The organism is Shinella sp. S4-D37 (assembly GCF_040812195.1).
Lineage (GTDB): Bacteria > Pseudomonadota > Alphaproteobacteria > Rhizobiales > Rhizobiaceae > Shinella.
Map to the genome: position 1 here is coordinate 3896333 of NZ_JBFNXL010000005.1, position 25496 is coordinate 3921828.

The 25496-nt window shown below is 66.1% G+C and carries 25 protein-coding genes; 13 read left to right on the forward strand and 12 right to left on the reverse strand.

Translation table 11 applies throughout. From position 1 onward, the window contains the following. Positions 1 to 104: 104 nt before the first annotated feature. The 3 genes from AB3G45_RS26585 (at position 105) to AB3G45_RS26595 (ending at position 2858) form a co-directional block, all read left to right on the forward strand. Positions 105 to 1058 carry an ABC transporter substrate-binding protein gene (locus tag AB3G45_RS26585; protein WP_367833379.1) on the forward strand — a complete coding sequence of 318 codons (954 nt, stop codon included), beginning with the start codon at positions 105 to 107 and terminating at the stop codon, positions 1056 to 1058. A gap of 127 nt (positions 1059 to 1185) precedes the next feature. Then, positions 1186 to 2064, forward strand: a complete 879-nt coding sequence (locus AB3G45_RS26590; RefSeq protein WP_367833380.1) for an ABC transporter permease — start codon at positions 1186 to 1188, stop codon at positions 2062 to 2064. Next, entirely contained in the window at positions 2064 to 2858 is a 795-nt protein-coding gene (locus AB3G45_RS26595) for an ABC transporter ATP-binding protein (RefSeq protein ID WP_367833381.1), read from the forward strand. Before AB3G45_RS26590 ends, AB3G45_RS26595 begins: the two co-directional genes overlap by 1 nt. Before the next feature lie 56 nt (positions 2859 to 2914). Here AB3G45_RS26595 and AB3G45_RS26600 read toward each other — a convergent pair whose 3' ends face one another. Both AB3G45_RS26600 and AB3G45_RS26605 read right to left on the reverse strand, forming a co-directional pair. Further along, positions 2915 to 3556, reverse strand: a complete 642-nt coding sequence (locus AB3G45_RS26600) for a LysE family translocator (protein ID WP_367833382.1) — start codon at positions 3554 to 3556, stop codon at positions 2915 to 2917. A 110-nt stretch (positions 3557 to 3666) separates the two neighbouring features. Further along, complete coding sequence (locus tag AB3G45_RS26605) at positions 3667 to 4518, reverse strand: SDR family NAD(P)-dependent oxidoreductase (protein ID WP_367833383.1); 852 nt, start codon at positions 4516 to 4518, stop codon at positions 3667 to 3669. A 175-nt stretch (positions 4519 to 4693) separates the two neighbouring features. Between AB3G45_RS26605 and AB3G45_RS26610 the strand changes: the two genes are divergently transcribed. Continuing rightward, complete coding sequence (locus tag AB3G45_RS26610) at positions 4694 to 5917, forward strand: argininosuccinate synthase (RefSeq protein ID WP_367833384.1); 1224 nt, start codon at positions 4694 to 4696, stop codon at positions 5915 to 5917. A gap of 192 nt (positions 5918 to 6109) precedes the next feature. Here AB3G45_RS26610 and AB3G45_RS26615 read toward each other — a convergent pair whose 3' ends face one another. The 3 genes from AB3G45_RS26615 to AB3G45_RS26625 form a co-directional block, all read right to left on the reverse strand. Next, a complete protein-coding gene (locus AB3G45_RS26615) occupies positions 6110 to 6595 on the reverse strand; it encodes a MarR family winged helix-turn-helix transcriptional regulator (protein ID WP_367833385.1) in 486 nt (161 codons plus the stop codon). 125 nt (positions 6596 to 6720) lie between these two features. Beyond that, the gene (locus tag AB3G45_RS26620; RefSeq protein WP_367833386.1) at positions 6721 to 8115 is read right to left on the reverse strand and encodes a sensor histidine kinase; all 1395 of its coding nucleotides are present in this window, start codon (positions 8113 to 8115) and stop codon (positions 6721 to 6723) included. Next, on the reverse strand, positions 8112 to 8786 hold the full coding sequence (locus AB3G45_RS26625) for a response regulator (protein WP_367833387.1): 675 nt from the start codon (positions 8784 to 8786) through the stop codon (positions 8112 to 8114). Before AB3G45_RS26625 ends, AB3G45_RS26620 begins: the two co-directional genes overlap by 4 nt. Before the next feature lie 91 nt (positions 8787 to 8877). Here AB3G45_RS26625 and AB3G45_RS26630 point away from each other — a divergent pair, with 91 nt between their 5' ends. The 5 genes from AB3G45_RS26630 to AB3G45_RS26650 all read left to right on the forward strand — a co-directional run bounded on the left by AB3G45_RS26630 (position 8878) and on the right by AB3G45_RS26650 (position 13420). Then, positions 8878 to 9930, forward strand: coding sequence for an ABC transporter substrate-binding protein (locus AB3G45_RS26630; protein WP_367833683.1), 1053 nt, complete (start codon positions 8878 to 8880; stop codon positions 9928 to 9930). 205 nt (positions 9931 to 10135) lie between these two features. Beyond that, positions 10136 to 11080, forward strand: coding sequence for a Bug family tripartite tricarboxylate transporter substrate binding protein (locus AB3G45_RS26635; RefSeq protein WP_367833684.1), 945 nt, complete (start codon positions 10136 to 10138; stop codon positions 11078 to 11080). Further along, positions 11077 to 11565, forward strand: a complete 489-nt coding sequence (locus AB3G45_RS26640; RefSeq protein ID WP_367833388.1) for a tripartite tricarboxylate transporter TctB family protein — start codon at positions 11077 to 11079, stop codon at positions 11563 to 11565. The genes AB3G45_RS26635 and AB3G45_RS26640 overlap by 4 nt, the downstream gene beginning before the upstream one ends. Positions 11566 to 11575: 10 nt before the next feature. After that, on the forward strand, positions 11576 to 13093 hold the full coding sequence (locus AB3G45_RS26645; RefSeq protein WP_367833389.1) for a tripartite tricarboxylate transporter permease: 1518 nt from the start codon (positions 11576 to 11578) through the stop codon (positions 13091 to 13093). Positions 13094 to 13255: 162 nt separating this feature from the next. Then, on the forward strand, positions 13256 to 13420 hold the full coding sequence (locus AB3G45_RS26650; protein WP_367833390.1) for a hypothetical protein: 165 nt from the start codon (positions 13256 to 13258) through the stop codon (positions 13418 to 13420). A gap of 125 nt (positions 13421 to 13545) precedes the next feature. Here AB3G45_RS26650 and AB3G45_RS26655 read toward each other — a convergent pair whose 3' ends face one another. Continuing rightward, positions 13546 to 14664, reverse strand: a complete 1119-nt coding sequence (locus AB3G45_RS26655) for a DUF475 domain-containing protein (protein WP_367833391.1) — start codon at positions 14662 to 14664, stop codon at positions 13546 to 13548. A gap of 383 nt (positions 14665 to 15047) precedes the next feature. Between AB3G45_RS26655 and AB3G45_RS26660 the strand changes: the two genes are divergently transcribed. Then, positions 15048 to 17108, forward strand: a complete 2061-nt coding sequence (locus tag AB3G45_RS26660) for a M3 family metallopeptidase (RefSeq protein WP_367833392.1) — start codon at positions 15048 to 15050, stop codon at positions 17106 to 17108. 16 nt (positions 17109 to 17124) lie between these two features. Here the strand turns inward: AB3G45_RS26660 and AB3G45_RS26665 are convergent, their stop codons facing one another. From AB3G45_RS26665 to ccmA, 5 genes are all read right to left on the reverse strand, one after another. After that, complete coding sequence (locus AB3G45_RS26665) at positions 17125 to 17739, reverse strand: DsbE family thiol:disulfide interchange protein (RefSeq protein WP_367833393.1); 615 nt, start codon at positions 17737 to 17739, stop codon at positions 17125 to 17127. Then, the gene (gene ccmD, locus AB3G45_RS26670; protein WP_367833394.1) at positions 17736 to 17903 is read right to left on the reverse strand and encodes a heme exporter protein CcmD; all 168 of its coding nucleotides are present in this window, start codon (positions 17901 to 17903) and stop codon (positions 17736 to 17738) included. Before ccmD ends, AB3G45_RS26665 begins: the two co-directional genes overlap by 4 nt. Further along, positions 17900 to 18670 carry a heme ABC transporter permease gene (locus AB3G45_RS26675; RefSeq protein WP_367833395.1) on the reverse strand — a complete coding sequence of 257 codons (771 nt, stop codon included), beginning with the start codon at positions 18668 to 18670 and terminating at the stop codon, positions 17900 to 17902. The genes ccmD and AB3G45_RS26675 overlap by 4 nt, the downstream gene beginning before the upstream one ends. Before the next feature lie 73 nt (positions 18671 to 18743). Beyond that, the gene (gene ccmB / locus AB3G45_RS26680; RefSeq protein ID WP_367833396.1) at positions 18744 to 19403 is read right to left on the reverse strand and encodes a heme exporter protein CcmB; all 660 of its coding nucleotides are present in this window, start codon (positions 19401 to 19403) and stop codon (positions 18744 to 18746) included. After that, on the reverse strand, positions 19400 to 20044 hold the full coding sequence (ccmA, locus tag AB3G45_RS26685) for a heme ABC exporter ATP-binding protein CcmA (RefSeq protein ID WP_367833685.1): 645 nt from the start codon (positions 20042 to 20044) through the stop codon (positions 19400 to 19402). The genes ccmB and ccmA overlap by 4 nt, the downstream gene beginning before the upstream one ends. Positions 20045 to 20309: 265 nt before the next feature. Here ccmA and acnA point away from each other — a divergent pair, with 265 nt between their 5' ends. The 3 genes from acnA (at position 20310) to AB3G45_RS26700 (ending at position 24779) form a co-directional block, all read left to right on the forward strand. Beyond that, positions 20310 to 23003, forward strand: coding sequence for an aconitate hydratase AcnA (gene acnA / locus AB3G45_RS26690; protein WP_367828708.1), 2694 nt, complete (start codon positions 20310 to 20312; stop codon positions 23001 to 23003). 241 nt (positions 23004 to 23244) lie between these two features. Continuing rightward, a complete protein-coding gene (locus AB3G45_RS26695; protein ID WP_367833397.1) occupies positions 23245 to 24006 on the forward strand; it encodes a DUF1223 domain-containing protein in 762 nt (253 codons plus the stop codon). A gap of 398 nt (positions 24007 to 24404) precedes the next feature. Further along, positions 24405 to 24779: a DUF2794 domain-containing protein gene (locus AB3G45_RS26700; RefSeq protein ID WP_367833398.1), complete on the forward strand. Its 375-nt coding sequence runs from the start codon at positions 24405 to 24407 to the stop codon at positions 24777 to 24779. A gap of 67 nt (positions 24780 to 24846) precedes the next feature. Here the strand turns inward: AB3G45_RS26700 and AB3G45_RS26705 are convergent, their stop codons facing one another. Beyond that, positions 24847 to 25398, reverse strand: coding sequence for an N-acetyltransferase family protein (locus AB3G45_RS26705; RefSeq protein WP_367833399.1), 552 nt, complete (start codon positions 25396 to 25398; stop codon positions 24847 to 24849). Positions 25399 to 25496: the final 98 nt, after the last annotated feature.

The following is a 25496-nucleotide window of genomic DNA, read 5'->3' on the forward strand; positions in this document are numbered from 1 at the left end:
CGCCTTCCCATCAGAAATTGTGATTGATGAAGCGGCCTGCGAGAATTGATTTGAAGGGCCGTTTTGCCTAGAAACGGCTTGAAATCATTCTAGGGAGACCATCCATGCGCAACCTTCTGCTTGCTTTCGCGGCAACGCTCGCGATTTCGCTGCCGGCCAAGGCCGAGGACGTCACGGTTGCCGTGACCGCCATCGTCGAACATCCGGCGCTCGACGCCGCCCGCGACGGCGTCAAGGAAGCGCTGGAGGCCGCCGGCTACAAGGAAGGCGAGAACCTGACCTTCCTTTACGAATCGGCGCAGGGCAACCCCGCGACGGCCGCGCAGATCGCCCGCCAGTTCGCCGGCGAAGAGCCGAGCGTCATCGTGCCGATCTCCACGCCGTCGGCCCAGGCCGTCGTTTCCGCGACGAAGGACATCCCGGTCGTCTTCACGGCCGTGTCCGACCCGCTCGGCGCGCAGCTCGTCAAGGACATGGACAAGCCCGGCGGCAATGTCACCGGCCTTTCCGACCTGTCGCCGGTTGCCGAGCACCTGGCGCTGATCAAGGAAATCCTCCCCGAAGCCAAGACGATCGGCTTCCTCTACAATTCGGGCGAGGCCAATTCCGTCTCGCTGCTCGCCGTGCTGAAGGAAGAGGCCGAGAAGGCCGGCCTGACGGTCGTCGAATCCGCCGCCACCAAGTCTGCCGAAGTACAGGGCGCCGCGCGCGCACTCGTCGGCCGCGCCGATGCGATCTACATCCCGACGGACAACACGATCATCTCGGCCCTCGAAGGCGCCGTTGCCGTTGCCGAGGAAGCCAAGCTGCCGCTCTTCACCGCCGACACGGATTCCGTTTCGCGCGGCGCCATCGCGGCGCTGGGCTTCAACTACAAGGATGTCGGCAAGCAGACGGGCGAGATCGTCGTACGCATCCTCAAGGGTGAGAACCCGGGCGACATCGCCGTGAAGGTCGCCGCCGGCACCGACCTCGTCGTCAACAAGGGCGCCGCCGCCAAGATGGGCGTCACGCTTCCCGAAGCCGTCGTCGGCCGCGCGACCCGCGTGATCGAATAATCCCGGGTTTCCCGGACATTTCCAATCGGAATCAACCGCTGCCGGATCGCCCGGCAGCGGTTGATCTGTTAAGAAGACCCTCCCGCAAGACCCGTGGGGAACGGGTGAAGAGAGAAAGCCGAGAGCCGTGAGCCTGATTGCCTTCTGGGGTGCCGTCGAACTGGGGCTGGTCTATGCCTTCGTCGCGCTCGGCGTCTACCTTGCTTTCCGCGTGCTGGATTTCCCGGACCTGACGGTGGACGGCTCCTTTCCGCTCGGCGCCGCCGTCGCGGCCGTGCTGATCATCGCGGGCGTCAATCCGTGGCTCGCCGCGGCGGTCGCCATGGTGGCCGGCGCCATTGCCGGCCTCGTCACGGCGCTGCTGAACGTGCGGTTCCGCATCCTGAACCTCCTCGCCTCGATCCTGACGATGATCGCGCTGTTCTCGGTCAACCTGCGCGTCATGGGCAAGCCGAATGTCGCGCTGATCAATGCCGACACGATGATCAGCCCCTTCTTCGGCCTCGGCCTTCGCGACTTCTACGTCCGCCCGCTCTTCGTCGGCGTCCTCGTCGTCGTCGCCGTCGTGCTGGTCTGGCGCTTCCTGGAAAGCGATGCCGGCCTTTCGATGCGCGCGACGGGCGCGAATGCCCGCATGGCCCGTGCCCAGGGCGTCGACACCAACCGCCAGATCTATCTCGGCATCGCGCTCTCCAATGCGCTCGTGGCGCTCGGCGGCGCGCTCTTCGCCCAGACGAACGGCTTTGCCGACGTCACCTCCGGCGTCGGCACCATCGTCGTCGGCCTTGCCGCCGTCATCATCGGCGAGACGCTGTTCGGCGCGAGGGGCATCCTCATGGCGCTGATCGGCTGCGTGCTCGGCTCCATCCTCTACCGCATCGCCATCCAGCTCGCGCTTTCTTCCGACGTGCTCGGCCTGCAGGCGTCCGACCTCAATTTCGTGACGGCCCTGCTCGTCACCGTGGCGCTCGTCCTGCCGCGCCTTCGCCGCGGGGGAGCCGCCTGATGATCTCCGTCTCCGATATCAAGGTCGTCTTCGGCAAGGGCACGCCGCTGCAGAAACAGGCGCTGAACGGCGTCAGCCTCACCATCGAGGAGGGGCAGTTCGTCACCGTCATCGGCTCGAACGGCGCCGGCAAGTCGACGCTGCTCGGGGTTCTGGCCGGCGACGTCATCGCCACCGAAGGCCAGGTGAAGATCGGCACGACGGACGTCACCCGCCAGGGCACCGCCGCGCGCGCCGGCCGCGTCGCCCGCGTCTTTCAGGACCCGCTGACGGGAAGCTGCGGCGCCCTGTCGATCGAGGAGAATCTCGCGCTCGCCGCCCGCCGCGGCGAGCGGCGCGGCCTTGCCTCCGCCCTCGGCCCGCAGCGCCGCGCCGTCTTCCGCGAGCGCATCGCCGAACTGAACCTCGGCCTCGAAAACCGCATGCGCGACCGGATGGATCTGCTCTCCGGCGGCCAGCGCCAGGCGGTCTCGCTCATCATGGCGACGCTTGCCGGCTCCGACGTGCTGCTGCTCGACGAGCACACCGCGGCGCTCGATCCCGGCATGGCCGAGTTCATCATGACCCTCACGCAGAAGATCGTCTCCGAGCGCAAGCTGACGACGCTGATGGTCACGCACTCCATGCGCCAGGCGCTGGACTACGGCCACCGCACCGTCATGCTGCACGGCGGCGAGATCGTGCTCGACGTTTCCGGCGACAGCCGCAAGACGCTTCAGGTCGAGGACCTGATCGCCATGTTCCGCAAGATGCGCGGCCAGACGCTGGACGACGACGCCTTGCTGATCGGCTGAGCAGTTCCGGCAGAAGCACGCGGCGGTTTCGCGTCCGAGGCGCGGGGAACGAAGACCTACCGCGCCTGCGTGAACAGGATCTTCGTCGCGAAGACGGAGAAGACGCCGGCAAAGGTATAGTCGATGCCGCGCAGCACCTTGGGATTCTGCTGGAGCCAGGCCGCCAGCCTGTCGGCGGCGAGGATCACCAGCACGTTCACCGGCATGCCGACGACGATGAAGAACAGGCCGAGAAAGACCAGTTTGCCGGTGACGTCCGGATCGCCCGCCGTGATGAACTGCGGCAGGAAGGTCATGAAGAAGATGATGACCTTCGGATTGAGCAGGTTCACCCAGAAGCCGCTGGAAATATTGGTGAGCGCCGTGCCGCGCGGCCCAGCCGCCGCCTTGACGGTGAGGTTGGAGCCGTAGCGGATCGCCTGGATGGCGAGCCACAGGAGATAGGCGGCGCCGCCCGTCTTCAGCATCAGGAAGGCGGTCGGCGAGGCGGTGATGAGGGCGGAGACGCCGAAAGCGACGAGCAGCGTGTGCACGACGATGCCGAGGCTGGTGCCGACCACGACGAAGAGCGCCGGGCCGCGCCCCTGCGAGAGCGCGCGGCTGATCGACAGCGTCATGTCCGGGCCGGGCGTCATGGCGAGCAGCAGGCTTGCGGCCGTGAAGGCGAGAAGCGTCGGGAGCGTGGGCAGGAAATCCATGGCAGAGCCTTGAAAGCCGGGGAAGATCAAAGACCTCTAATCCGGCTTTCCGGAAATTACCAATCAAAGTCTATGATGGGCTGTTACGCCGCCTCATCGACCCTGTGACATCAGTCGCCTTCGACGAAGGCCCGGAACTTCCCGGCATAGTCTTTGTGCCAGCGCGAGAGCGGCGGACGGTTCTCGATGACGTCGCCGATCGCCCAAGCCATCCGGCGCTCGTCGAGCGTGCGCGGCACGTCGTTGTCCGGGCACAGAATGTAGAAATCGCCGCGCTCCAGGCTTTCCATCATGAAGGCGACGGTCTGGGCCGGCGTCCAGGCGGCATCCGGCTTTTCCGTGCGATCGCCCTTCGTCAGCTCCGTGAAGACGAAGCCGGGGATCAGCAGATGGGCCGAAAGCCTTGCGCCCGCCGTGTTGCGCAATTCGTGCTGGAGCGCCTCGGTGAACACCTTCACGCCTGCCTTGGAGACATTGTAGGCGGGATTGCCGGGCGGCGTGGTGATGCCCTGCTTGGAGCCGGTATTGATGATGAGACCCGGCTCGCCATGGGCCAGCATGGACGGCCCGAAGACCTGCGTGCCGTGGATCACGCCCGTCAGGTTGACGGAAAGGATGTGGTCCCAGTTCGCCTCCGCGCTGAAGACGGAGGTGTCCGGCTGGATGCCGGCATTGTTCATGAGCACATGCACGCGGCCGAAGCGCTGCAGAACGGCGCGCTCCAGCGCCTCCAGGGCGTGCCGGTGCGCGACGTCCGTCTCCACCGCCATGACGTTGGCCTCGCCGGCGATCGCCTCTAGTTCGGCCCGGGCTTCGCCGAGGCGGTCGGCGTCAAGGTCGGCAATGGCGACGCACATGCCGGCTTCGGCAAAATGCCGTGCGGCGGCAAGGCCGATGCCGGCGGCGCCGCCGGTGATGACGGCGACGTTGGATTCCTTGATGATCTCTTGCAGGGTCGTCATGGCTTCGCCTCCTTTAAGGGGTTCGCTGCGGCGAATATGGGTCTTCGTCCGGCGCAGTCAAACCCGCCCTGCATCGGCACGCACCCTTGCGTCACGCGCCAATCTCGCTAAAAGTGCCGGCATACCGGGCCTCCGCGGGTTTGCCGCGCCCCTTCATGCAACGGACCTCATCACCATGGCATCACATAAAGACGTGAAGAAAGTCGTGCTGGCCTATTCGGGCGGCCTCGACACCTCGATCATCCTGAAATGGCTTCAGACCGAACTTGGCGCCGAAGTCGTGACCTTCACCGCCGATCTCGGCCAGGGTGAGGAGCTGGAGCCGGCGCGCAAGAAGGCCGAGATGCTCGGCATCAAGGAGATCTTCATCGAGGACGTGCGCGAGGAATTCGTGCGCGATTTCGTCTTCCCGATGTTCCGCGCCAATGCGGTCTATGAAGGCGTCTACCTGCTCGGCACGTCGATCGCCCGCCCGTTGATCTCCAAGCACCTGATCGAGATCGCCGCCAAGACCGGCGCCGACGCCATCGCGCACGGCGCGACCGGCAAGGGCAACGACCAGGTCCGCTTCGAACTGTCCGCCTATGCGTTGAACCCGGACATCAAGATCATCGCGCCCTGGCGCGACTGGTCGTTCAAGAGTCGCACCCATCTCCTGGAATTCGCCGAGCAGCACCAGATCCCGGTCGCCAAGGACAAGAAGGGCGAGGCGCCGTTCTCGGTCGATGCGAACCTGCTGCACTCCTCCTCCGAGGGCAAGGTGCTGGAAGACCCGGCCGTCGAGGCGCCGGAATATGTGCATATGCGCACCATTTCCCCGGAATCGGCGCCCGACAAGGCGACCGTCATCAAGGTGGGCTTCGAGCGCGGCGACGCCGTCTCCGTCAACGGCGTGCGCATGTCGCCGGCCACGCTGCTCGCGACCCTCAACACCTACGGCCGCGACAACGGCATCGGCCGTCTCGACCTCGTGGAGAACCGTTTCGTCGGCATGAAGTCGCGCGGCGTCTACGAGACGCCCGGCGGCACGATCCTGCTCGCCGCACACCGCGCCATCGAGAGCATCACGCTCGACCGCGGTGCCGCGCACCTGAAGGACGAGCTGATGCCGCGCTACGCGGAACTGATCTATTACGGCTTCTGGTTCTCGCCGGAGCGCGAAATGCTCCAGGCGCTGATCGACAAGAGCCAGGAACATGTCGAAGGCGAAGTGACGCTGAAGCTCTACAAGGGCAATGTCATGGTGACCGGCCGTGAATCGGACCAGTCGCTCTACTCCGACAAGCTGGTGACCTTCGAGGACGACCAGGGCGCCTACGACCAGAAGGACGCCGCCGGCTTCATCAAGCTGAACGCGCTGCGCCTGCGTACGCTCGCCGCCCGCAAGCGCCGCGGCTGATCGCACGCACTACGCAAAAGGCCCGCTGCCGTTCCCGGCCGCGGGCCTTTTTGTTTCCGGTGACGCTGCTCCGCAGGCTCGGCGGCCGGCAGCGCATCGCGACTGCAGATCGCACCGCAGCGGGCATAGGAAGGGATCGCGATCAGCCCATGACGGGGGCGATGGTGCGGCGCTCGCTCATTTGCGGCATCGTCACCGGCCGGCTTCCTTGGCAAGCGTCGCGGCGGCGCTGTCTTCCTCCAGCGCGAAGAGGTTGGCGCGCAGCCGCTTCAGCCGGTCGCGCATCAGTTCCAGCTCCTCCGGACCGATGCCGCTCGTCACCAGCTCCATCAACTCGATCTGCTCGGTGCGGATATTGGCGATGAGGGCGCCAGCGGCCGGCGTGGTGAAGATCAGCTTGGCCCGGCGATCGGCCGGATCGGGACGGCGCTCCACGTAGCCGAGGCTCTGCAGGCGGTCGAGATAGGTCGAGAGCGTCATCGGCTCGATGCCCATGCGCTGGGCTATCTCAAGCTGGCGGCTGCCCTCCAGCGTGGCGACGCGCACCAGGGTGCGCGCCTCGCCCGGCGTGAGGCCGAGACCGGCGGTGGCGATGCGGCGCTCGAAGGCGCTGCGCAGCATGCGGGCAACGTCGATAAGGACGAAACCGAGGGCGTCGGGATCGGGTCGGGAGGACATGTTCGCTTTCCGGCTGATTGTAAGGAGAGCTTACTATGCATTGCCGGAAGGAGCAACCGGCCAGCCATGGCTGCTTCGCATGGCTGGCCTGCTGCACGCTCGACGCTCCCGCCAGTGCGGCAGTCCTAGCGGTCGTCCCCGGGCGGGAAGCGGATCGTCACGCAGAGACCCCGCCCGTTCGTGCCGCTGTCCAGCGCCATCGTTGCATCGAACAGGCCGGCGATCTCCTCCACGATCGGCAGGCCGAGGCCCATGCCTGGCGCATCGCGGTGTTCGCCGCGCAAGAAGCGCTGGCGCACAAGGCCGCGGCGCCCGGGGGGAATGCCGGGACCGTTGTCCTCCACGCTCAGAAGCACGGCGCCCGCCTCTTGGCGCACGCGAACCGTAACCTCCGCCCCGCTCCCCGCATAGGCAAGGGCGTTCTCCACGAGATTGCGCAGGAGTTCGCCGAAAAGCAGCGGCTCGACGCGCGCAAGGGTCGGGCCGTCTCCCTCATAGCCGAGGTCGATGCCGGCCTCCGCGGCGGCCGGCACGCGGTCGGCGGTGAGCTGCTGGGCGAGTGCGGCGATATCGACCGGTGCCGGCTTCTGCGGCTCGCGGGAGCCGGCAGCGTCGATCTTGGCCATCAGCAGGAGCTGGGCGAGGATGCGCTCGGCATGGGCGACGGCGGCATCGCCCTTGCGGGCCGTCTCCTGCGCCTCCTCCAGCGTGGCGGCGCGGCTGGCCAATGCGAGCTGGGTGCGGATGATGGCGAGCGGCGTGCGGAGCTGGTGGCTGGCATTGCCGGAAAAGTGCCGCAGCGCATCGAGCGCCGATTGCAGGCGCACCATGAAGGAATTGACCGTATCGACGAGCCCCTGCACCTCGCTCGGCACGCGCTGCTCGATCGGATGCAGGTCGTTCGGGCTGCGCTCGGCGATGGCGTCGCTCAGCCTGTAGAGCGGGCGGAGCGACACGGTGACGGCGATCCAGACGATAAGGGCGGCGCCGGCGATCATCATGGCGAGGCGCAGCGCCGAGCGCAGCAGGATCGTTTCCGTCAACTGCCGGCGGGCGATGGTGGTTTCGGCGACGGTGACGGCGAAGGGCACGGAATTGACGCCGGTCGACGCCGAACGCTGCAGCACGGCGATGCGGATCGGTTCGCCGCGGAAGGTCGCGTCGGCAAAGCCGATCGGCTGGCCGGCCGTCTCCGCGATGGTCGGCAGGGTCTGGTAGCCGGTGATGAACCGGCCGGGCGGCCCTTCGACGCGGTAGAAGACGCGGTCCTGTGCGGCCGAGGTCAGCATTTCCAGCGCGACATAGGGAATGTCCACTTCGAGCGTGCCGTTCTCCGTCACCACGACGCGCTCGGCGATCGCCAGCGCCGATCCGGCCAGCACCCGGTCGGAGACCTCGTTCGCCGTCTTGACGGCTTCGTTGTAAGTGTCGACGAGGGCGACGATGCCGATCACCGCCGTCGAGACGAGCAGCCAGGCAAGCAGGCGCCGGCGCAGCGAGGAGGCCGGAAGGAGCGTCAAGCGGCGGGCGCCTTGTCGAGATAGTAGCCGATGCCGCGGGCGGTGCGCACGGTCAGGCCGTGCGGCGCCAGCCGCTTGCGGAGCCGGCTGACATATTGCTCGATGGCATTGGCCGAGAGGTCGTCGTCGAAGGCGGCGAGCGATTGCATGATGGCCTCCTTGGCGACCACCTTTCCCGCGCGCATGAAGAGGATTTCGAGCAGGCCGAGTTCACGGGCGGGAATGTCGAGCGGCACGCCGGCGGCCGAGAAGCTGCGCGAGTTGAGGTCGAGCACGACATCGCCGAAGGCGATGGCCGCCGAGCGCAGCCCCGCCTGCCGGCGCAGCAGCATGCGCACGCGCGCCTCGAATTCCGAGATGTCGAAGGGCTTTATCATGTAGTCGTCGGCGCCGAGGTCGAGGCCGCGCACCCGCTCCTCCGGCGCGCCGCGGGCCGTCAGGATCAGGACGGCGGCCTTGCTGCGGCGCGCGCGCATGGCGCGCAGCACGTCGAGGCCGTCCATCTCGGGCAGCGTCAGGTCGAGGATGACGAGGTCGAAGCTTTCCGACGCGATGGCGGCATCGGCGGAAGTGCCGTCGCGCACCACGTCCACCGCATGCCCCGTGCCCTTCAGGATGGCGGACAGGCCGTCCGCCAGGGCTTCGTTGTCCTCGACCAGTAGAATGCGCACGTCTCGTCCTCCCGCCGCGAGCTTAACGGCGGGCGGCGCACTTGTGAACGGCCTCGCGCTTTGGCAAGGTCGCGCCATGCGTCTTGTCCTCATGCTTCTCGCGCTCCTGGCGGCGCCCCTACCCGCATTTTCCGAGCCGGCCTTCTTCCCGGCCCGCAACGGCGATGCGGACGCGCCGGTGCTCGTCGTCTATTCTTCGCTGGACGAACCGCTTGCCCGGCCGATGATCGAGGGTTTCCAGGCGGCCAATCCGGATGTGGCGCTGCGCTATGACGAGATGCTGACCGGCGAGGTCTACGACCGCATCGTGCGCGAGACGGATGCGGGGGAGAAGACGGCCGATTTCGCCTTCTCCTCGGCGATGGACCTCCAGGTCAAGCTCAGCAATGACGGCTATGCCCAGCGCAGCGACCTGCCGATGAGCGATCGCTGGCCGGCCTGGGCCAACTGGCGCAACACCGCCTATGCACTGACCTTCGAGCCTGCCGTCTTCGTCTATCACAAGCCGAGCTTCAAGGACGGGAAGCCGCCGGCCTCGCGCGCCGAATTCGTCGACTACCTCAAGCGGCAGGGCGAGGCGGTCTACGGCCGCATCGGCACCTACGATATCGAGCGCTCCGGCGTCGGCTTCCTCTTCATGGCGCGCGACCAGGAGCAGTTCGGCGATATCTGGACGGTGATCCAGGCCATGGGGGCGGCGGGGGTGAAGCTCTATTCCACCAGTTCGGCCATCCTGGAGCGCGTCGCCGACGGGCGCTTCGTTCTCGGCTACAATATCCTCGGCTCCTATGCGGCGGACTGGGCCTCGCGCCATCCCGATGTCGGCATCGTGCTGCCGAAGGACTATACCGTCGTCATGTCGCGCATCGGCCTTGTGCCGCAGGCCGCCGCCTCTCCCGAGCTCGGCCGGCGCTACCTCGCCTTCTTCATGTCGAAGGAGGGCCAGACGATCATGGCTCGCGAACTGCAGATCGCCGCCGTCAGTCCCGACGTATCGGGCACCAACACGGCGCGCACGATGAGCGCGCTGCTCGGCGCGCAACTCAAGCCCGTGCCGGTGAGCCCGGGCCTCATGGTCTATCTCGACCAGGTGAAGCGGGCCCGGCTGATCGCCCGCTGGAACGAGGTCCTGCGCACGCAGTAGCGCCGCTTCGGGGCCATGTCAGGTAGATGTCAGCTTCCTGTGGTGCCTTTGGGCTCTTCATCGTCCGTGGAGGCGGACGGAAGACCGGGAGGAGAATTCTGCCGTGACCGCGCCTGCGAACCATCGTTCGCGCCGCCGCCGGCCGCCCATCCTCCCGCCAGAAGCAACGATGCGCGCCAAGCCGCGCCTGACGGAGGACATACTCTTGAAACACTTCTTCCTGGCATCCCTCATCGCCGGCGCCATGGCGCTTCCGGCGTTTGCCGCCGATTATTCGATCATCGCCCCGGCCGGACCGGGCGGCGGCTGGGACCAGACGGCCCGTTCGCTGCAGACCGTCCTGCAGGACGAGAAGATCTCCGGCAGCGTGCAGGTGGTGAACGTTCCGGGCGCGGGCGGCACGATCGGCCTTGCCCAGTTCGCCGGCCAGAACAGCGGCAACCCGAACGCCCTCATCGTCGGCGGTTACGTCATGGTCGGCGCGATCCTCACCAACCAGTCGCCGGTGACGCTCAACGACGTGACGCCCATCGCGCGCCTGACCGGCGAGTATGAAGCGATCGTCGTTCCGGCCGCTTCGCCGATCCAGACGATGGACGACCTCGTCAAGGCCCTGAAGGACGATCCGGGCGCGGTGTCCTGGGCCGGCGGCTCGGCCGGCGGCACGGATCACATCACGGCGGGCCTGATCGCCAAGGCCGCCGGCGTCGATCCGACGAAGATCAACTACATCGCCTATTCCGGCGGCGGCGAGGCGCTTGCCGCCATCCTCGGCAACCAGGTGACCGCCGGCATTTCCGGCTACGGCGAGTTCGAGGCCCAGGTAAAGGCCGGCACGCTGCGCCTGATCGCCATCTCCAGCGCCGAGCGCATCGAGGGCATCGACGCCCCGACCATCAAGGAAGGCGGCCTCGACGTCGTCGTCGAGAACTGGCGCATGATCGCCGCCGCCCCCGGCCTGTCGGCCGAGCAGGTCGCGGCCATCGACACCGATATCGCGAAGGTCGTGAACTCCGACGCCTGGAAGGAAACCTTGAAGACCAAGGGCTGGCAGAACACCTATCTTGCCGGCGATGCCTTCAAGGCGCAGCTCGACAAGGACATCGCGGCGACGGAAAGCATCCTCAAGGACATCGGGCTCGTCAAATGAGCACGGTCCACGCCTCCAGCGAAAGGCGCCGCCCCGACCGGGCGGCGCTGGCCATCGCACCCGTCCTCTTCGTCGTCGCCGCCGTGATCTGGTGGGATGCCGGGCGCCTTGCGGAGATGAGCAACTATTCCCGCATCGGCCCCGCCACCGTGCCGCATGTCGTCGCCATCGGCCTTGCGCTGCTCGCCGTCTGGACGGGGTTCGAGGCCTGGCGCGGCGATTTCCCGGAGCGCGAGCCGATCGAGGTGAAGCCGGTCGTCTTCATCGTCGCCGGTCTTGCCGGGCAGATGCTGCTCCTGAAGACCGCGGGCTTCTCGATCGCGACGGGCGTGCTCTTCGCGCTGACCGCCTTCGGCTTCGGCCGGCGCAAGCTGTGGATCTCGCTGCCGATCGGCATCGCCTTCAGCTTCGTCGTCTTCATCATCTTCGGCCGCTTCCTGCAGCTTTCGCTGCCCGCCGGGCCGCTGGAACACCTGTTCTTCTGAGGAACGTCCGATGGGTACATTCGAATTCCTGCTGCAGGGCATCTCTATCGCCGCCCAGCCGATGAACCTGCTCTATGCCTTGATCGGCGTGACGCTCGGCACCGCCGTCGGCGTCCTGCCCGGCATCGGCCCGGCGCTGACGGTGGCGCTGCTGCTGCCCGTCACCTACAAGCTCGATCCGGCCGGCTCCCTCATCATGTTCGCCGGCATCTACTACGGCGGCATGTATGGCGGCTCAACCACCTCTATCCTGCTCAACACGCCGGGCGAGAGCGCTTCCGTCGTCACCGCGCTCGAGGGCAACAAGATGGCCCGGGCCGGGCGCGGCGGGCCGGCGCTCGCGACGGCGGCGATCGGCTCCTTCGTCGCCGGCCTCATCGCCACGCTCGGCCTCGCCTTCATCGCGCCCTTCGTGGTCAAGTTCGCGCTCTCCTTCGGCCCGCGCGAATATTTTGCGCTGATGGTGCTCGCCTTCGTCACCGTCTCGGCGGCCTTCGGCGATTCGACGCTGCGCGGCCTCACCGCCCTTTTCGTCGGCCTTAGCCTTGCCGTCATCGGCATCGACCAGCAGACCGGCCAGGCGCGGCTGTCCTTCGGCATTCCGGACCTGCTCGACGGCATCGAGGTGACGACGCTCGCCGTCGCCATGTTCGCCATCGGCGAGACGCTCTACGTCGCCTGCCAGGGCGACCGCATCCCCGACAAGGTGGAGGCGGTGAAGGGCTCGGTCTGGATGAGCGCGCAGGACTGGGCCCGCTCGTGGAAACCGTGGCTGCGCGGCACCTTCATCGGCTTTCCGATCGGCGCCATGCCGGCCGGCGGCGCCGATATAGCGAGCTTCCTGTCCTATTCGACGGAGAAGCAGTTCTCCAGCCACAAGGACGAGTTCGGCAAGGGCGCCATCGAAGGCGTCGCCGGCCCGGAGGCGGCGAACAACGCGTCGGCTGCCGGCACGCTGGTGCCGCTGCTCTCGCTCGGCCTGCCGACCACGGCGACGGCGGCGATCATGCTTGCCGGCTTCCAGCAATACGGCCTGCAACCCGGCCCGCTCTTGTTCGCGACCAATCCGCAGCTCGTCTGGGGCCTCATCGCAAGCCTCCTCATCGCCAATTTCATGCTGCTGGTCCTGAACCTGCCGCTGATCGGCCTTTGGGTGAAGCTTCTGACGATCCCGAAGCCCTGGCTCTATGCCGGCATCCTGCTGTTTGCGACGCTCGGCACGATCGGCGCCAACCCGTCGGTCTTCGAACTCGGCATGCTGCTCACCTTCGGCCTGCTCGGCTTTGCCATGCGCATCTTCGGCTATCCCATCGCGCCCGTCGTCGTCGGCCTCATCCTCGGGCCGATGGCGGAACAGCAATTGCGCCGGGCGCTGGCGATAAGCCAGGGCGACGTCTCCGCGCTCTTCCTGTCGCCGATCGCCGCCGTGCTCTTCGTGCTTGCCGTCCTCGCCGTCGTCGTGCCGCTCATCCTGCGCGCCCGCGGCAGGGGCGAGGTTCTCTCGCAGTTCGCGGCCAACGAAGACTGAGCCTTACCCGGGGTCCTTCCGGGACAGGGCAGGATGCAGGCCGGAAGCCCCCGTTTCCGGCCTGCATCCATTGCATGGCTGGGCTGAGATTCCGTCGCTTGTCCTTCGAGGCCCGAGGCATCATCTTCTGCTCGTAAGCTAAAACAGAAAGCGAGCAATCCAATGACCACCCTCCGCAATTCCTTCGCCCAGGGCTTCTTCGGCCGGGCCTTCGCCGTACTGAGCGCTGCCAATGCAGCCGCCGCGGCTGTCGAAGGGCACCGCCGCCCGAAGGAGCGCGACCTGAGGACGCTCGGCATCAACCCCGCCGACTTCCCGCGCGCCTGAGGCCGCCAAGAGAATTTCCCGAATGAAAAGGCCCGCCGGTCGCAAGATCGGCGGGCCTTCTGTGTGTCGGGTCCCGCTTTCAGAAGGCGGAGGAGCCGGCCGCGAACGGCCGGCTGCGGGTTTCGTCAGGCCTTGCCGCCGAGATGGGCCGCCACGCGATCCGTTCCGTGCGGAGCCTCGTGGTGCCCCAGTGCCTTCTCCCGCTTGTTGTAGCGGATCGACGACCAGAGCGAGATGCCGATCAGCGTCGCGCCGCCAAGCCCGGTGATGACTTCCGGAATGTGCACCAGCGTCTGGCAATACATGACCACCGAGAGGATGAGGATCGCGTAGAACGCGCCGTGCTCCAGGTAGCGGTATTCTGCCAGCGTGCCCTTCTCCACCAGCATGATGGTCATCGAGCGCACATACATGGCGCCGATGCCCAGGCCGATCGCGATGACGAAGAGGTTCTGCGTCAGGGCGAAGGCGCCGATGACGCCGTCGAAGGAGAAGCTGGCATCGAGCACTTCCAGATAGATGAAGGCGCCGAGGCCGCCCTTGGCCGCTTCCGACATCGCCTTCTGCGATGCGTCGAGCAGGCCGCCGATCACTTCCACTGCAAGGAAGGTCAGGAGGCCGTAGACCGCCGCATGCACGAAGGTGTTCGCCGCTTGCGGCTCCAGAAGCTTCGAGAAGCCGATGATGAGCGCCAGGACGAAGGCGATCTCGATACCCTTGACGGTCGCCGAGCGGGCCATGTGCTTCTCGATGAAACTGATCCAGTGCACGTCCTTCTCATGGTTGAAGAAGTAGGTGAGGCCGACCATCATCAGGAAGGTGCCGCCGAAGGCGGCGATGGGCAGGTGCGCATCATGCATGATGCGGGCATATTCCGCAGGCTCGCGGGCTGCGAGGATGAGCGCATCGATCGGGCCGATACCGGCGGCGATGACGACGATCAGCAGCGGGAAGACGATGCGCATGCCGAAGACGGCAATCAGGATGCCCCAGGTCAGGAACCGGCGTTGCCAGACCGGCGTCATGTCCTTGAGTTTGTTGGCATTCACGATGGCATTGTCGAAGGAGAGCGAAATCTCCAGCACCGCGAGTACCGCGCAGATGAAGAAGACGGTCGCCATGCCGGCGAGCGTGCCTTCCGACTGCCAGCCCAGCCACGCGCCGAGCGCGAGGCCGATGACGGTCGAGATGAATGCCCATTTGAGATAGGAGAGGGTGGTCTTGCCTTCGCCGTTGCCGATCATGACAGCACCTCCAGGCTGGAGGGACGGGAAAGCGAAAAGCGCATACCACAACGGGCATGCGGGTGAGGCATGGTCAGGATGTTCATGTGCGTATGAATCCGCCGGCTAATTGCTGGCGGTACCGACATCACGAGAGCGCCGTAAAAACTCTCGCCAGAGGGGCCCGGCACCAGGGTTCACCGCGGCAACCCGATGTCAAAGGCCGCGGATGGCCCCTCTTTTCACCGAAGTTGCCCTCCGCGTCAAGAGGCGGGCCGCCGCTCTGGCTCAAACGCCGCGCGCGCCTTTGGGTTCCCGTCTATTTTGCGCGGCCGCCCTGTACCAATGCCCTACGCAATTCCTATAGTCGCCGCACGCTGATTTGCCGGAAAGGACCAAGGCCCATGACTGAAACGCGCATCGATCCCGCCCTCGTCGAGTGGACCGGCCTCAACGGCCTGCCGCGTTTCGATCTCGTGAAGGACGATGCCTTCGCGGACGGGTTCGCCGCCGCGCTCGCCGCGCACGAGGCGGAGATCGACGCCATCGCCGGCAATCCGGAGCCCGCGACCTTCGACAACACGGTCGTCGTGCTTGAAATCGCCGGCGACGAGCTTTCCCGCGTCTCCGCGCTCTTCTGGAGCCGCGCCGGCGCCAACACCAACGACACGATCCAGGCGCTGGAACGCGACGTCGCGCCGAAAATGTCGCGGCACTATTCGAAGATCGGCACCAATGCGGCGCTCTTCGCGCGTATCGATGCGCTCTGGCAGGCCCGCGAGACGCTGGACCTCTCGCTGGAGCAGGTCCGCGTGCTGGAGCGGCACTGGAAGGGTTTCGTCAAGTCCGGCGCCAGGCTGGCAAAGCCCGAGCAGGACCGCCTCGCCGCGATCAACGAGACGCTGGCCGGGCTCGGCGCGAAATTCGGCCAGAACGTTCTGGCCGACGAGAAGAACTGGGCGCTCCTGCTCGACGAGGGCGAGGCGCTCGACGGGCTGCCGGACTTCCTGAAGGACGCCATGGCTGCCGCGGCCCGCGAGCGCGGCGAGGAAGGCCGCTTCGCCGTCACCCTGTCGCGCTCGATCATCGAGCCCTTCCTCACCTTCTCCACCCGCCGGGACCTGCGCGAACAGGCCTTTCGCGCCTGGGTGGCTAGGGGTGAGAACGATGGTGAAACGGACAACCGTGGCATCGTCAAGGAAACCTTGGCACTGCGCGCCGAAAAGGCCGGCCTGCTCGGCTACGAGAACTTCGCCGCGCTGAAGCTCGACAACACCATGGCCAAGACGCCGGAGGCGGTGAACGGCCTGCTCATGCAGGTCTGGGAAAAGGCCCTGGCGCGGGCGCGCGAGGAGGAGGCCGAGCTTGCCGCCCTCATTGCGGAGGAAGGCCACAACCATGCGGTCATGCCCTGGGACTGGCGCTATCATGCCGAAAAGCTGCGCGCGAAAAAGTTCAGCTTCTCCGAGGCGGAGCTGAAACCCTATCTGCAACTGGAAAAGATCATCGACGCCTGCTTCGACGTCGCCGGGCGGCTGTTCGGCATTCGCGCCGTCGAGAAGACCGGCGTGCCGGTCTATCATCCCGACGTCCGCGTCTTCGAGATCCTCGACCGCGACGACCGGCTCGTCGCTATGTTCCTCGGCGACTATTTCGCCCGCGCCTCCAAGCGCTCGGGCGCGTGGATGAGCTCCTACCAGAGCCAGCACCGCCTGCCGCTCAGGAACGGCGCGGTCGGCGAACTGCCGATCGTCTACAATGTCTGCAACTTCGCCAAGCCTGCCGAAGGCAAGCCGGCGCTGCTCTCGCTCGACGATGCGCGCACGCTCTTCCACGAATTCGGCCATGCCCTGCACGGCATGCTCTCCGACGTCACCTACCCCTCGGTCTCGGGCACGGGCGTCGCGCGCGATTTCGTAGAGCTGCCCTCGCAGCTCTACGAGCACTGGCTGACCGTGCCGGACATCCTGACGCGCTATGCGGTGCACTACCGGACCGGCGAGGCGATGCCCGCGGCGCTGCTCGACAAGGTGCTCGCCGCCCGCACCTTCAATTCCGGTTTCGCGACGGTGGAGTTCACGTCCTCCGCCCTGGTCGACATGGCCTTCCACACGCGCGGCGGTGTGGAGGATCCGATGGCGGTGCAGCGGGAGGTGCTGGAAACGATTGGGCTGCCGGCATCCATCGTCATGCGGCACGCCACGCCGCATTTCCAGCACGTCTTCTCCGGCGACGGCTATTCGGCGGGCTACTATTCCTACATGTGGTCGGAAGTGCTCGACGCCGACGCCTTCGCCGCCTTCACCGAGACGGGCGACGCCTTCGATCCGGCCATGGCCGCGCGGCTGAAGGCCCATATCTACGCCGTCGGCGGTTCGATCGACCCGGAGGATGCCTACAAGGCCTTCCGCGGCAAGCTGCCGAGCCCCGAGGCCATGCTGGAGAAGAAGGGGCTCGCCGCCTGAGCGGACCTTCCTCAGTTCAGCCGGCCTGCGCGGGCGTGCCGAGCGCCTTCTCGATGGCGGGATAGAGCCCGTCCTTGAGGCTCCTGTCATCGAAGGGGCCGACCTTCTTGTAGAGGATCGTGCCGTCAGGACCGACGAGGTAGGATTCCGGGATGCCGTAGACGCCCCAGTCGATCGCCATCTTGCCGACGGGATCGAGGCCGATGGCGGAGAAGGGATTGCCGAGCTCGCCGAGGAAGCGCAGCGCGTTCTCGCTGCCGTCCTTGTAGTTGACGCCGACGACATTGAGGCGCGGATCCTTGGACAGCGCCAGGATGACCGGATGTTCCTGCCGGCAGGGCACGCACCAGGACGCCCAGAAATTGACGAGCGTCAGCTTGCCCTTGCCGCTTTCGGCCGTGAGCGCCGGCACCTGGGCGCCGCCCTTCATGGCTCCCGCCAGCGGTTCGAGATCGCGGTAGGGCGCCTTCGTGCCGATCAGCGCGGAGGGGATTTCGGACGTGTCGCGGTCCGGGTCCGTCAGCATGACGAAGAAGATCGCCGCCATGCCGGCGAAGATCGCCAGGGGAAGGGCTGCCAGGACGAGGCGCGTGCGCTTGCCGCTGCTCCCGGTATTGTCGGTGCTGCTCATGGCTTGTCCCCGTCGCGCGCCGAACGGCGGCGGATGCCGGCGGCTTCCAGCCGCGCCAGCTCGCGGTGCCGCGCGCGGTGATCAAGCCAGACCCAGAGGACGAGGCCCGCCGTGACGGCGAAGGCGGCGGCATAGGACGCCGTGACATAGAAGGCATGGCTCATGCAGTCTCTCCCGGACGGCCGGCGGCCCTTGCGGCGTGCCGGCGCAGCACGGCGATCCGCCGGCGCAGGATCTCGTTGCGCATGGCGAGGATGTGCAGCGTGAAGAACAGAAGCGTGAAGGCAACCGCCATCACGAGGAGCGGCCAGAGGAATTCCGGGTCGATGGTCGGCCCGTCGAGCCGCACCACGCTGGCCGGCTGGTGCAGCGTGTTCCACCATTCGACGGAGAACTTGATGATCGGGATGTTGACGAAGCCGACGAGGATGAGCACGGCGCTCACCTTGGCCGCCCGCGTCGGATCGTCCATGGCGCGGTTGAGCGCGATCAGCCCGAGATACATCAGGAACAGAACGAAGACGGAGGTGAGCCGCGCGTCCCACACCCACCAGGTGCCCCACATGGGCTTGCCCCAGAGCGAGCCGGTGATGAGGGCGACCAGCGTGAAGCAGGCGCCGATGGGGGCGGCCGCCTTGGCGGAGACGTCGGCGAGCGGATGGCGCCAGACGAGCGTGCCGAGCGCCGAAAGCGCCATGACGGTATAGCACATCATGGAGAGCCAGGCCGCCGGCACATGCACATACATGATGCGCACCGTCTCGCCCTGCTGGTAGTCGCCTGTTGTCGTGAAGGAAAGGTAGAGACCGGCGGCGAAAAGACAGAGCGTCAGCCCGGCAAGATAGGGCCAGACGGTCGCGACCAGCGCCAGGAACCGGGTCGGGTTGGCGAGGTCGCTGAATTTGCGGATGGCAAGGCTCGGTTCGCTCATGATGGTTCTTTAACGCGGAAGCCCCCCGGCTTCAATTGATCTGCCGCAATCACATTCCCGTCAAATCGCCGCGTCAGTCGCTGGAAAGCCGAAGCGCCGCCGCGGCCGCCACCGGGCCGATGACCGCGAAGAACAGGTTGAGCGCGACGAGGACGAGGAAGGGCGGCAGGAAGGGCGCCGGGTCCTCGATCGCCGCATAGACCGCGCTGACGCCGAAGATCAGCACGGGAATGGCGAGCGGCAGCACGAGGATCGACACGAGCAGGCCGCCGCGCGGCAGCGCCACGGCAATGCCGGCCCCCGCCGCCCCGATGAAGGTCAGCGCCGGCGTGCCGGCAAGAAGCGTCAGCGTCGTCGCACCGATCGCCACCTCGTCCATGTTCATGAAGAGGCCGAGCAGCGGCGAGGCGATGACGAGCGGCAGGCCGGTCGCGATCCAGTGCGCCAGGCATTTGACGAACACCGTCAGCACCAGCGGCGTCTCCTGCATCAGGAGAAGATCGAGCGATCCGTCCTCGCACTCGGCCTGGAACAGCCGGTCGAGCCCGAGCAGGCAGGCGAGCAGCGCGCCGATCCACAGGATCGCCGGGCCGATGCGCGACAGCAGGTTGAGGTCCGGCCCGACGCCGAACGGAATGACCGCGACGACCGTCATGAAGAACAGGACGCCGATCAGCGCGCCGCCGCCGGCACGTACGGAGAGTTTTAGGTCGCGCAGGAGGAGGGACATCATGCCCAATCCCCCGCATCGGCCGGTACAAATCCCGTCATCCGCAACTCCGGCGCGCCCTCCAGCCCGAGCGGCTGGTGCGTCGCTGCGATGGCAAGGCCGCCGCGGGCGAGATGCGCCGTGACGAGGCCGGCGAACATTGCCTCGGCCGCCACGTCGAGCGCCGCCGTCGGCTCGTCGAGGATCCAGACCGGGCGCCAGGCGACGAGCAGCTTGGCCATCGCCATGCGGCGCTGCTGTCCGGCCGAAAGATAGCCGAAGGGCAGGTGGGCGATGCCGCCGAGGCCGACCGCCTCCACCGCCGTCTCGACGCTGGCGCCCTCGCCGCCGGAAAAATCGCCGAAGAAGGCCTTCCAGAAGGCGAGGTTCTCCTCCACCGTCAGTTCGCGCTTCATCGCGTTGCGATGGCCGAGATAGTGCGCCGCCTCGCCGAGGCGCTCGACCGGGTGCGCTGCAGCAAGGAGTTTCGCCGTCCCCGATTCGGCCGGCAGCAGCCCGGCCAGGACCCGCAGCAGCGTCGACTTGCCGGAGCCGTTCGGCCCCTTGACGATCAAGACTTCGCCGCCGGCGATTTCAAAGGAAATATCTTGGAAAATCAAATCTTCGCCGCGTTTGGCACACAATCCCTCGGCGACGAGCCGCATGGCGTTCACTTTCTTTTCACGACCCTGGTCGCAACGCAAAAAATTGTCCCGATTTGCCGTCCGGCACTCTGGAACGTTTCTTAGAAATTATCTATAACGCCGGCGACACGCCAGCGGTCGGCGTGAATTTGATATTCAGCGCCGAACACGGGGAGTGATTTCCGGGTACGGACAGCGGAAATGGCCGCACCCGCATCCCATACGCGTTTCGGCGCACGGGCGTTCGTACGTCAGTTTCTGGCGACCAGACGGAACGGGGTATAACGTGTCCAGATCCCTAGACAGTTTCAATTGTCGTTCGACCTTGACGGTGAACGGCACCGACTATGTGTATTACAGCCTTCCGAAGGCCGAGGCGAACGGGCTTTCCGGGGTCTCGAAGCTGCCCTATTCGATGAAGGTTCTGCTTGAGAACCTGCTTCGCTTCGAGGACGGGCGCTCGGTGACGAAGGAGCATATCCTGTCCGTCGCCGCCTGGCTTTCGAACAAGGGCACGGTGGAGAACGAGATCGCCTATCGCCCGGCGCGCGTCCTGATGCAGGATTTTACCGGCGTTCCGGCGGTGGTGGACCTTGCGGCGATGCGCGATGCGATGGTCTCGCTCGGCGGCGATCCGGAGAAGATCAACCCGCTCGTTCCCGTCGACCTGGTCATCGACCATTCGGTCATCGTCGACGAGTTCGGCACGCCGACGGCCTTCGCCCGCAACGTGGAGCTCGAATACGCACGTAACGGCGAGCGCTACCGCTTCCTGAAGTGGGGCCAGCAGGCGTTCAAGAACTTTCGCGTGGTGCCGCCGGGCACGGGCATCTGTCATCAGGTCAATCTGGAATATCTGGGCCAGACGGTTTGGACCAAGGACGAAGACGGCGAGACCATCGCCTACCCGGATACCTGTGTGGGCACGGACAGCCACACGACGATGATCAACGGGCTTGGCGTTCTCGGCTGGGGCGTCGGCGGCATCGAGGCGGAGGCGGCCATGCTCGGCCAGCCGGTCTCCATGCTGCTGCCGGAGGTCATCGGCTTCAAGCTGACGGGCAGGCTGAAGGAAGGCGTGACGGCGACCGACCTGGTGCTGATGGTCGTGCAGATGCTGCGCAAGAAGGGTGTGGTGTCGAAGTTCGTCGAGTTCTTCGGCCCGGGCCTTGACAACATGACGCTGGCCGACCGCGCGACGATCGGCAATATGGGCCCGGAATACGGCGCGACCTGCGGCTTCTTCCCGGTCGATGCCGAGACGGTCAATTACCTGACCATGTCGGGCCGCGAGGAGCAGCGCATCGCGCTGGTCGAGGCCTATTCGAAGGCGCAGGGCATGTGGCGTGACGGCGACGGTTCCGACCTCGTCTTCACCGACACGCTGGAGCTGGACCTCGGCGACGTCGTTCCGGCCATGGCCGGCCCGAAGCGTCCCGAGGGCCGCATCCCGCTGGAGAACATCGCCTCGGGCTTCGCCGCCTCGCTGGAAGGCGACTACAACAAGCCGGGCCAGCTTGAGAACCGCTATCCGGTCGAGGGCACGGACTACGACATCGGCCATGGCGACGTGGCGATCGCCGCCATCACGTCCTGCACCAACACGTCGAACCCGTCGGTGCTGATCGCGGCCGGTCTTCTCGCCCGCAACGCGGTCGCGAAGGGCCTGAAGACCAAGCCCTGGGTGAAGACATCGCTGGCGCCGGGATCGCAGGTCGTCGGCGAATATCTTGCCAAGTCCGGCCTGCAGGCCGATCTCGACGCGCTCGGCTTCAACCTCGTCGGCTTCGGCTGCACGACCTGCATCGGCAATTCCGGCCCGCTGCCGGCGCCGATCTCGAAGACGATCAACGACAAGGGCTTGATCGCCGCCGGCGTGCTCTCCGGCAACCGCAACTTCGAGGGCCGCATCTCGCCGGACGTGCAGGCGAACTACCTCGCTTCCCCGCCGCTCGTCGTCGCCTATGCGCTGGCCGGCTCCGTGCGGAAGGACCTGACGAGCGAACCGCTCGGCCAGGACAGGGACGGCAAGCCCGTCTACCTCAAGGACATCTGGCCCTCCTCCAAGGAGATCCAGGCGTTCATCATGAAGTATGTCACGCGCGAGCTCTACGCCACGAAATATGCCGACGTGTTCAAGGGCGACGCCAACTGGCAGGACGTGCAGGTGCCGGCGGGCCAGACCTATGCCTGGGACGACCAGTCGACCTATGTGCAGAACCCGCCCTACTTCGTGGGCATGGGCAAGACCGGCTCGGGCCTTTCCGACATCAGGGGCGCGCGGGTGCTGGGCCTGTTCGGCGACAAGATCACCACCGACCACATCTCGCCGGCCGGTTCGATCAAGGCGGCGTCCCCTGCCGGCGCCTATCTCACGGGCAACGGCGTGGCCGTGGCCGACTTCAACCAGTACGGCACGCGGCGCGGCAATCACGAGGTGATGATGCGCGGCACCTTCGCCAATATCCGCATCCGCAACCACATGCTCGGACCGAACGGCAAGGAGGGTGGCTACACGATCCACTATCCGACGAAGGAGGAGCTGTCGATCTACGACGCGGCGATGAAGTACAAGGAGGAGGGCGTTCCGCTCGTCATCTTCGCGGGCGTGGAATACGGCAACGGTTCGTCGCGCGACTGGGCGGCCAAGGGCACCAACCTTCTCGGCGTCAAGGCGGTGATCGCCCAGTCCTTCGAGCGCATCCACCGCTCCAACCTCGTCGGCATGGGCATCGTGCCCTTCGTCTTCGAGGACGGCACGAGCTGGGCGAGCCTCGACCTGAAGGGCGACGAGATCGTCACCATCGAGGGCCTGGAAGGCGACATCAAGCCGCGCGAGAGGAAGATCGCCAGGATCACCTATGCCGACGGAACCGTCCGCGACATCCCGCTGCTCTGCCGCATCGATACCCTCGACGAGGTCACGTACATGAACAACGGCGGCATCCTCCAAACCGTCCTCAGAGACCTCGCCGCCTGATCGGTTTCAGTGCCCCGGCCACCTCTGTCATGGCCGGGCCAAGTCCGACCATGATGGCGGGGAAGGTTGGGCGGATTTGATCAACAGTCTCATGCCGGGGTTGCAAACCCCGGCATTTCTATTTTCCGGAGCATTTTTCTCAGCTATGAAGCTCACTCCATCGTGACTTCCTGTTGAAAGGGCAAGCGCGTATGACGGGCTCGAAAGGCTGGCCGTTGTCGGCGCTCCACTGGAATTGATCATGCCGAGACCGCACATTCCGCACTGTCTGGCGATCCTGCTGACGCTGGGAGCGGGTATCGATGCAGCCCATGCCGGCGAGACCGTTCGGCCCAAGGGCGTCGTCGAGCTGTTCACCAGCCAGGGCTGCTCGTCCTGCCCGCCCGCCGACAAGGCGCTAGAGGCGCTGGCGCGCGAGGGCGAGGTCGTCGCGCTCTCCTACCATGTCGACTACTGGAACTATCTCGGCTGGGCGGACACGCTCGCCTCGAAGGACAATACCGACCGGCAATATGCCTATGCCCGCATGTTCGGCCGCAACGGCGTCTACACACCGCAGGCCGTGCTGAACGGCCGCGAGCACATCAACGGCGCCGACATCAGCGGCATCCGTTCGCGGCTCAGCGCCATGCCCGGCGAGAAGAAGGGCCTCCGGGTGCCGGTCGACGTCGCGGTGGAGAACGACGAACTGCGCATCCGCGTTGGCCCGGGCGAAGGCAAGGCCAATATCGTCATCGCCTATTTCGAGCGCGAGCGCACGATCAACATCGACAAGGGCGAGAACCGCGGCAAGACCGTCAACTACTGGCACGCCGTCACCGACATGGAGACGATCGGCATGTGGGAGGGCAAGGAGACCAATCTGGTGCTGCCCGCCGACATGCTGAAGAAGAAAAAGAAGTCCGGCGGCTGCGCCGTGCTGCTCCAGCGCATGCGCACGGCCGATACGCCCGGCGCCATCCTCGGCGCGACGGTACTGACCGGCGACAAGGCGTCGCGGTAGCGCCTCGCGCGACAGCAGGCGGCTGCGCGAAAACAGCATGGAGAAACGAACAACCCGGGGCGCGCAAGCGTTCAGGGGAGGTCCGGTCCGGCTTCTTCGAGGGGCTTGGGGCTTGAGGGTTCGAAGAAAGACGGACCGGACCTGGACGAAGTCACCGGCAACGGAATACAGGGGCGACTTCGACAGACGCTTCCCGGACAGGCCGGCTTCCCGCACAAGGCAGCGGGCCGGTACAGGCTGCGACGGCCGAACTCTCGCTTTTAATTTGGGCGTCTGTTTGTCTGAATTGCGGCGAGACGGATTTTTGCGAAAACGCCCGCGCCGACCATCCGCCTTGCATTTCGACACCGCTCAGGCACACTGTCATCGAGCCGTCATGGAGGAAGCGCGGAGATTCGATGACCGATCAGCCGGATTTGCAGGCTTCCAACGTCGTGGTCGACCTCATGGACTACCGGAACAACAAGGATCCCTTGCCGGTAACCTTCCATCGACGGGAACTCGACGCAATCCTCTGGGTCTATGGTCGCATGGTCGGTGAAGGGGAATGGCGCGACTACGCTATCGACCACCTGCGCGACAGGGCGGTGTTCTCCGTCTTCAAGCGCTCCGGCGAAATGCCGCTCTACCGCATCGAGAAGAACCCCAAGCTCGCCGCCAAGCAGGGCGCCTACAGCGTCATCAACACGCACGGCACCATCCTGAAGCGCGGCCACGAGCTGAAGCAGGTGCTGAAGGTCTTCGACAAGGTGCTGCGCCTCGTCGAGACGTAACGGCTCTATCTTCTTGTTTTTGCCGCATTGTCCGACGCGAAGCGATCACGCTTCGGCTGGAAATGCTCTACACCAGCGTTCCCGGAAAATCCGTCGCCGACGGTTCGGTTCCCGCACCTTCGCCGAGCGCGCGCTGCATGAACACCGTGTCGAGCCAGCGGCCGTGCTTGAAGCCGGTCGCCGTCATGCGGCCGCTGTGTTCGAAACCCGCCGCGCTGTGCACGGCGATGGAGGCCGGGTGCGCCCCGCCGATGACGGCCACCATCTGCCGGAAACCGCGTTCCGTCGCGCGGCGGATCAGTTCGGCCAGCAGCGCCTTGCCGACACCCTTGCCGCGCGCTTCCGGCGCCAGATAGACCGAATCCTCCACCAGCCAGCGATAGGCCGGCCGCGTGCGGAAGGCTGATGCATAGGCATAGCCGAGGATGAGCCCGGTCTGCTCGACGGCCACGATATAGGGATAGCCCTTGTCGGTGATCGCCTTGAAGCGCGTCTCCATCTCGTCGAGCGACGGCGGGTCGATCTCGTAGCTCGCCACCCCGTTCAGCACGGAGTCGCGATAGATCTCGGTGAAGGCGGAGATATCGCCAAGGGCGGCGGTGCGGATGACGAAGCTCACGGAAGCCTCAGGTTCATGACAGAATTCGGGAAAAGCGAGCGCCGGTTTTGCCTCCGAAATCGTCCGAAGACAAGAGACGGATGTGGAATGGCGCGCCC

Bases quoted from the DNA above. Each gene is read 5' to 3' on its own strand.
- ccmB (WP_367833396.1), bottom strand. From the start codon at position 19,403: ATGATGTCCCTCCTCCTGCGCGACCTAAAACTCTCCGTACGTGCCGGC.
- AB3G45_RS26650 (WP_367833390.1), top strand. From the start codon at position 13,256: ATGACCACCCTCCGCAATTCCTTCGCCCAGGGCTTCTTCGGCCGGGCC.
- AB3G45_RS26585 (WP_367833379.1), top strand. From the start codon at position 105: ATGCGCAACCTTCTGCTTGCTTTCGCGGCAACGCTCGCGATTTCGCTG.
- AB3G45_RS26605 (WP_367833383.1), bottom strand. From the start codon at position 4,518: ATGACGACCCTGCAAGAGATCATCAAGGAATCCAACGTCGCCGTCATC.
- AB3G45_RS26630 (WP_367833683.1), top strand. From the start codon at position 8,878: ATGCTTCTCGCGCTCCTGGCGGCGCCCCTACCCGCATTTTCCGAGCCG.
- AB3G45_RS26595 (WP_367833381.1), top strand. From the start codon at position 2,064: ATGATCTCCGTCTCCGATATCAAGGTCGTCTTCGGCAAGGGCACGCCG.
- AB3G45_RS26660 (WP_367833392.1), top strand. From the start codon at position 15,048: ATGACTGAAACGCGCATCGATCCCGCCCTCGTCGAGTGGACCGGCCTC.
- AB3G45_RS26615 (WP_367833385.1), bottom strand. From the start codon at position 6,595: ATGTCCTCCCGACCCGATCCCGACGCCCTCGGTTTCGTCCTTATCGAC.
- AB3G45_RS26655 (WP_367833391.1), bottom strand. From the start codon at position 14,664: ATGATCGGCAACGGCGAAGGCAAGACCACCCTCTCCTATCTCAAATGG.
- AB3G45_RS26665 (WP_367833393.1), bottom strand. From the start codon at position 17,739: ATGAGCAGCACCGACAATACCGGGAGCAGCGGCAAGCGCACGCGCCTC.
- AB3G45_RS26600 (WP_367833382.1), bottom strand. From the start codon at position 3,556: ATGGATTTCCTGCCCACGCTCCCGACGCTTCTCGCCTTCACGGCCGCA.
- AB3G45_RS26675 (WP_367833395.1), bottom strand. From the start codon at position 18,670: ATGAGCGAACCGAGCCTTGCCATCCGCAAATTCAGCGACCTCGCCAAC.
- AB3G45_RS26700 (WP_367833398.1), top strand. From the start codon at position 24,405: ATGACCGATCAGCCGGATTTGCAGGCTTCCAACGTCGTGGTCGACCTC.
- ccmA (WP_367833685.1), bottom strand. From the start codon at position 20,044: ATGCGGCTCGTCGCCGAGGGATTGTGTGCCAAACGCGGCGAAGATTTG.
- AB3G45_RS26645 (WP_367833389.1), top strand. From the start codon at position 11,576: ATGGGTACATTCGAATTCCTGCTGCAGGGCATCTCTATCGCCGCCCAG.
- AB3G45_RS26610 (WP_367833384.1), top strand. From the start codon at position 4,694: ATGGCATCACATAAAGACGTGAAGAAAGTCGTGCTGGCCTATTCGGGC.
- AB3G45_RS26640 (WP_367833388.1), top strand. From the start codon at position 11,077: ATGAGCACGGTCCACGCCTCCAGCGAAAGGCGCCGCCCCGACCGGGCG.
- ccmD (WP_367833394.1), bottom strand. From the start codon at position 17,903: ATGAGCCATGCCTTCTATGTCACGGCGTCCTATGCCGCCGCCTTCGCC.
- AB3G45_RS26695 (WP_367833397.1), top strand. From the start codon at position 23,245: ATGCCGAGACCGCACATTCCGCACTGTCTGGCGATCCTGCTGACGCTG.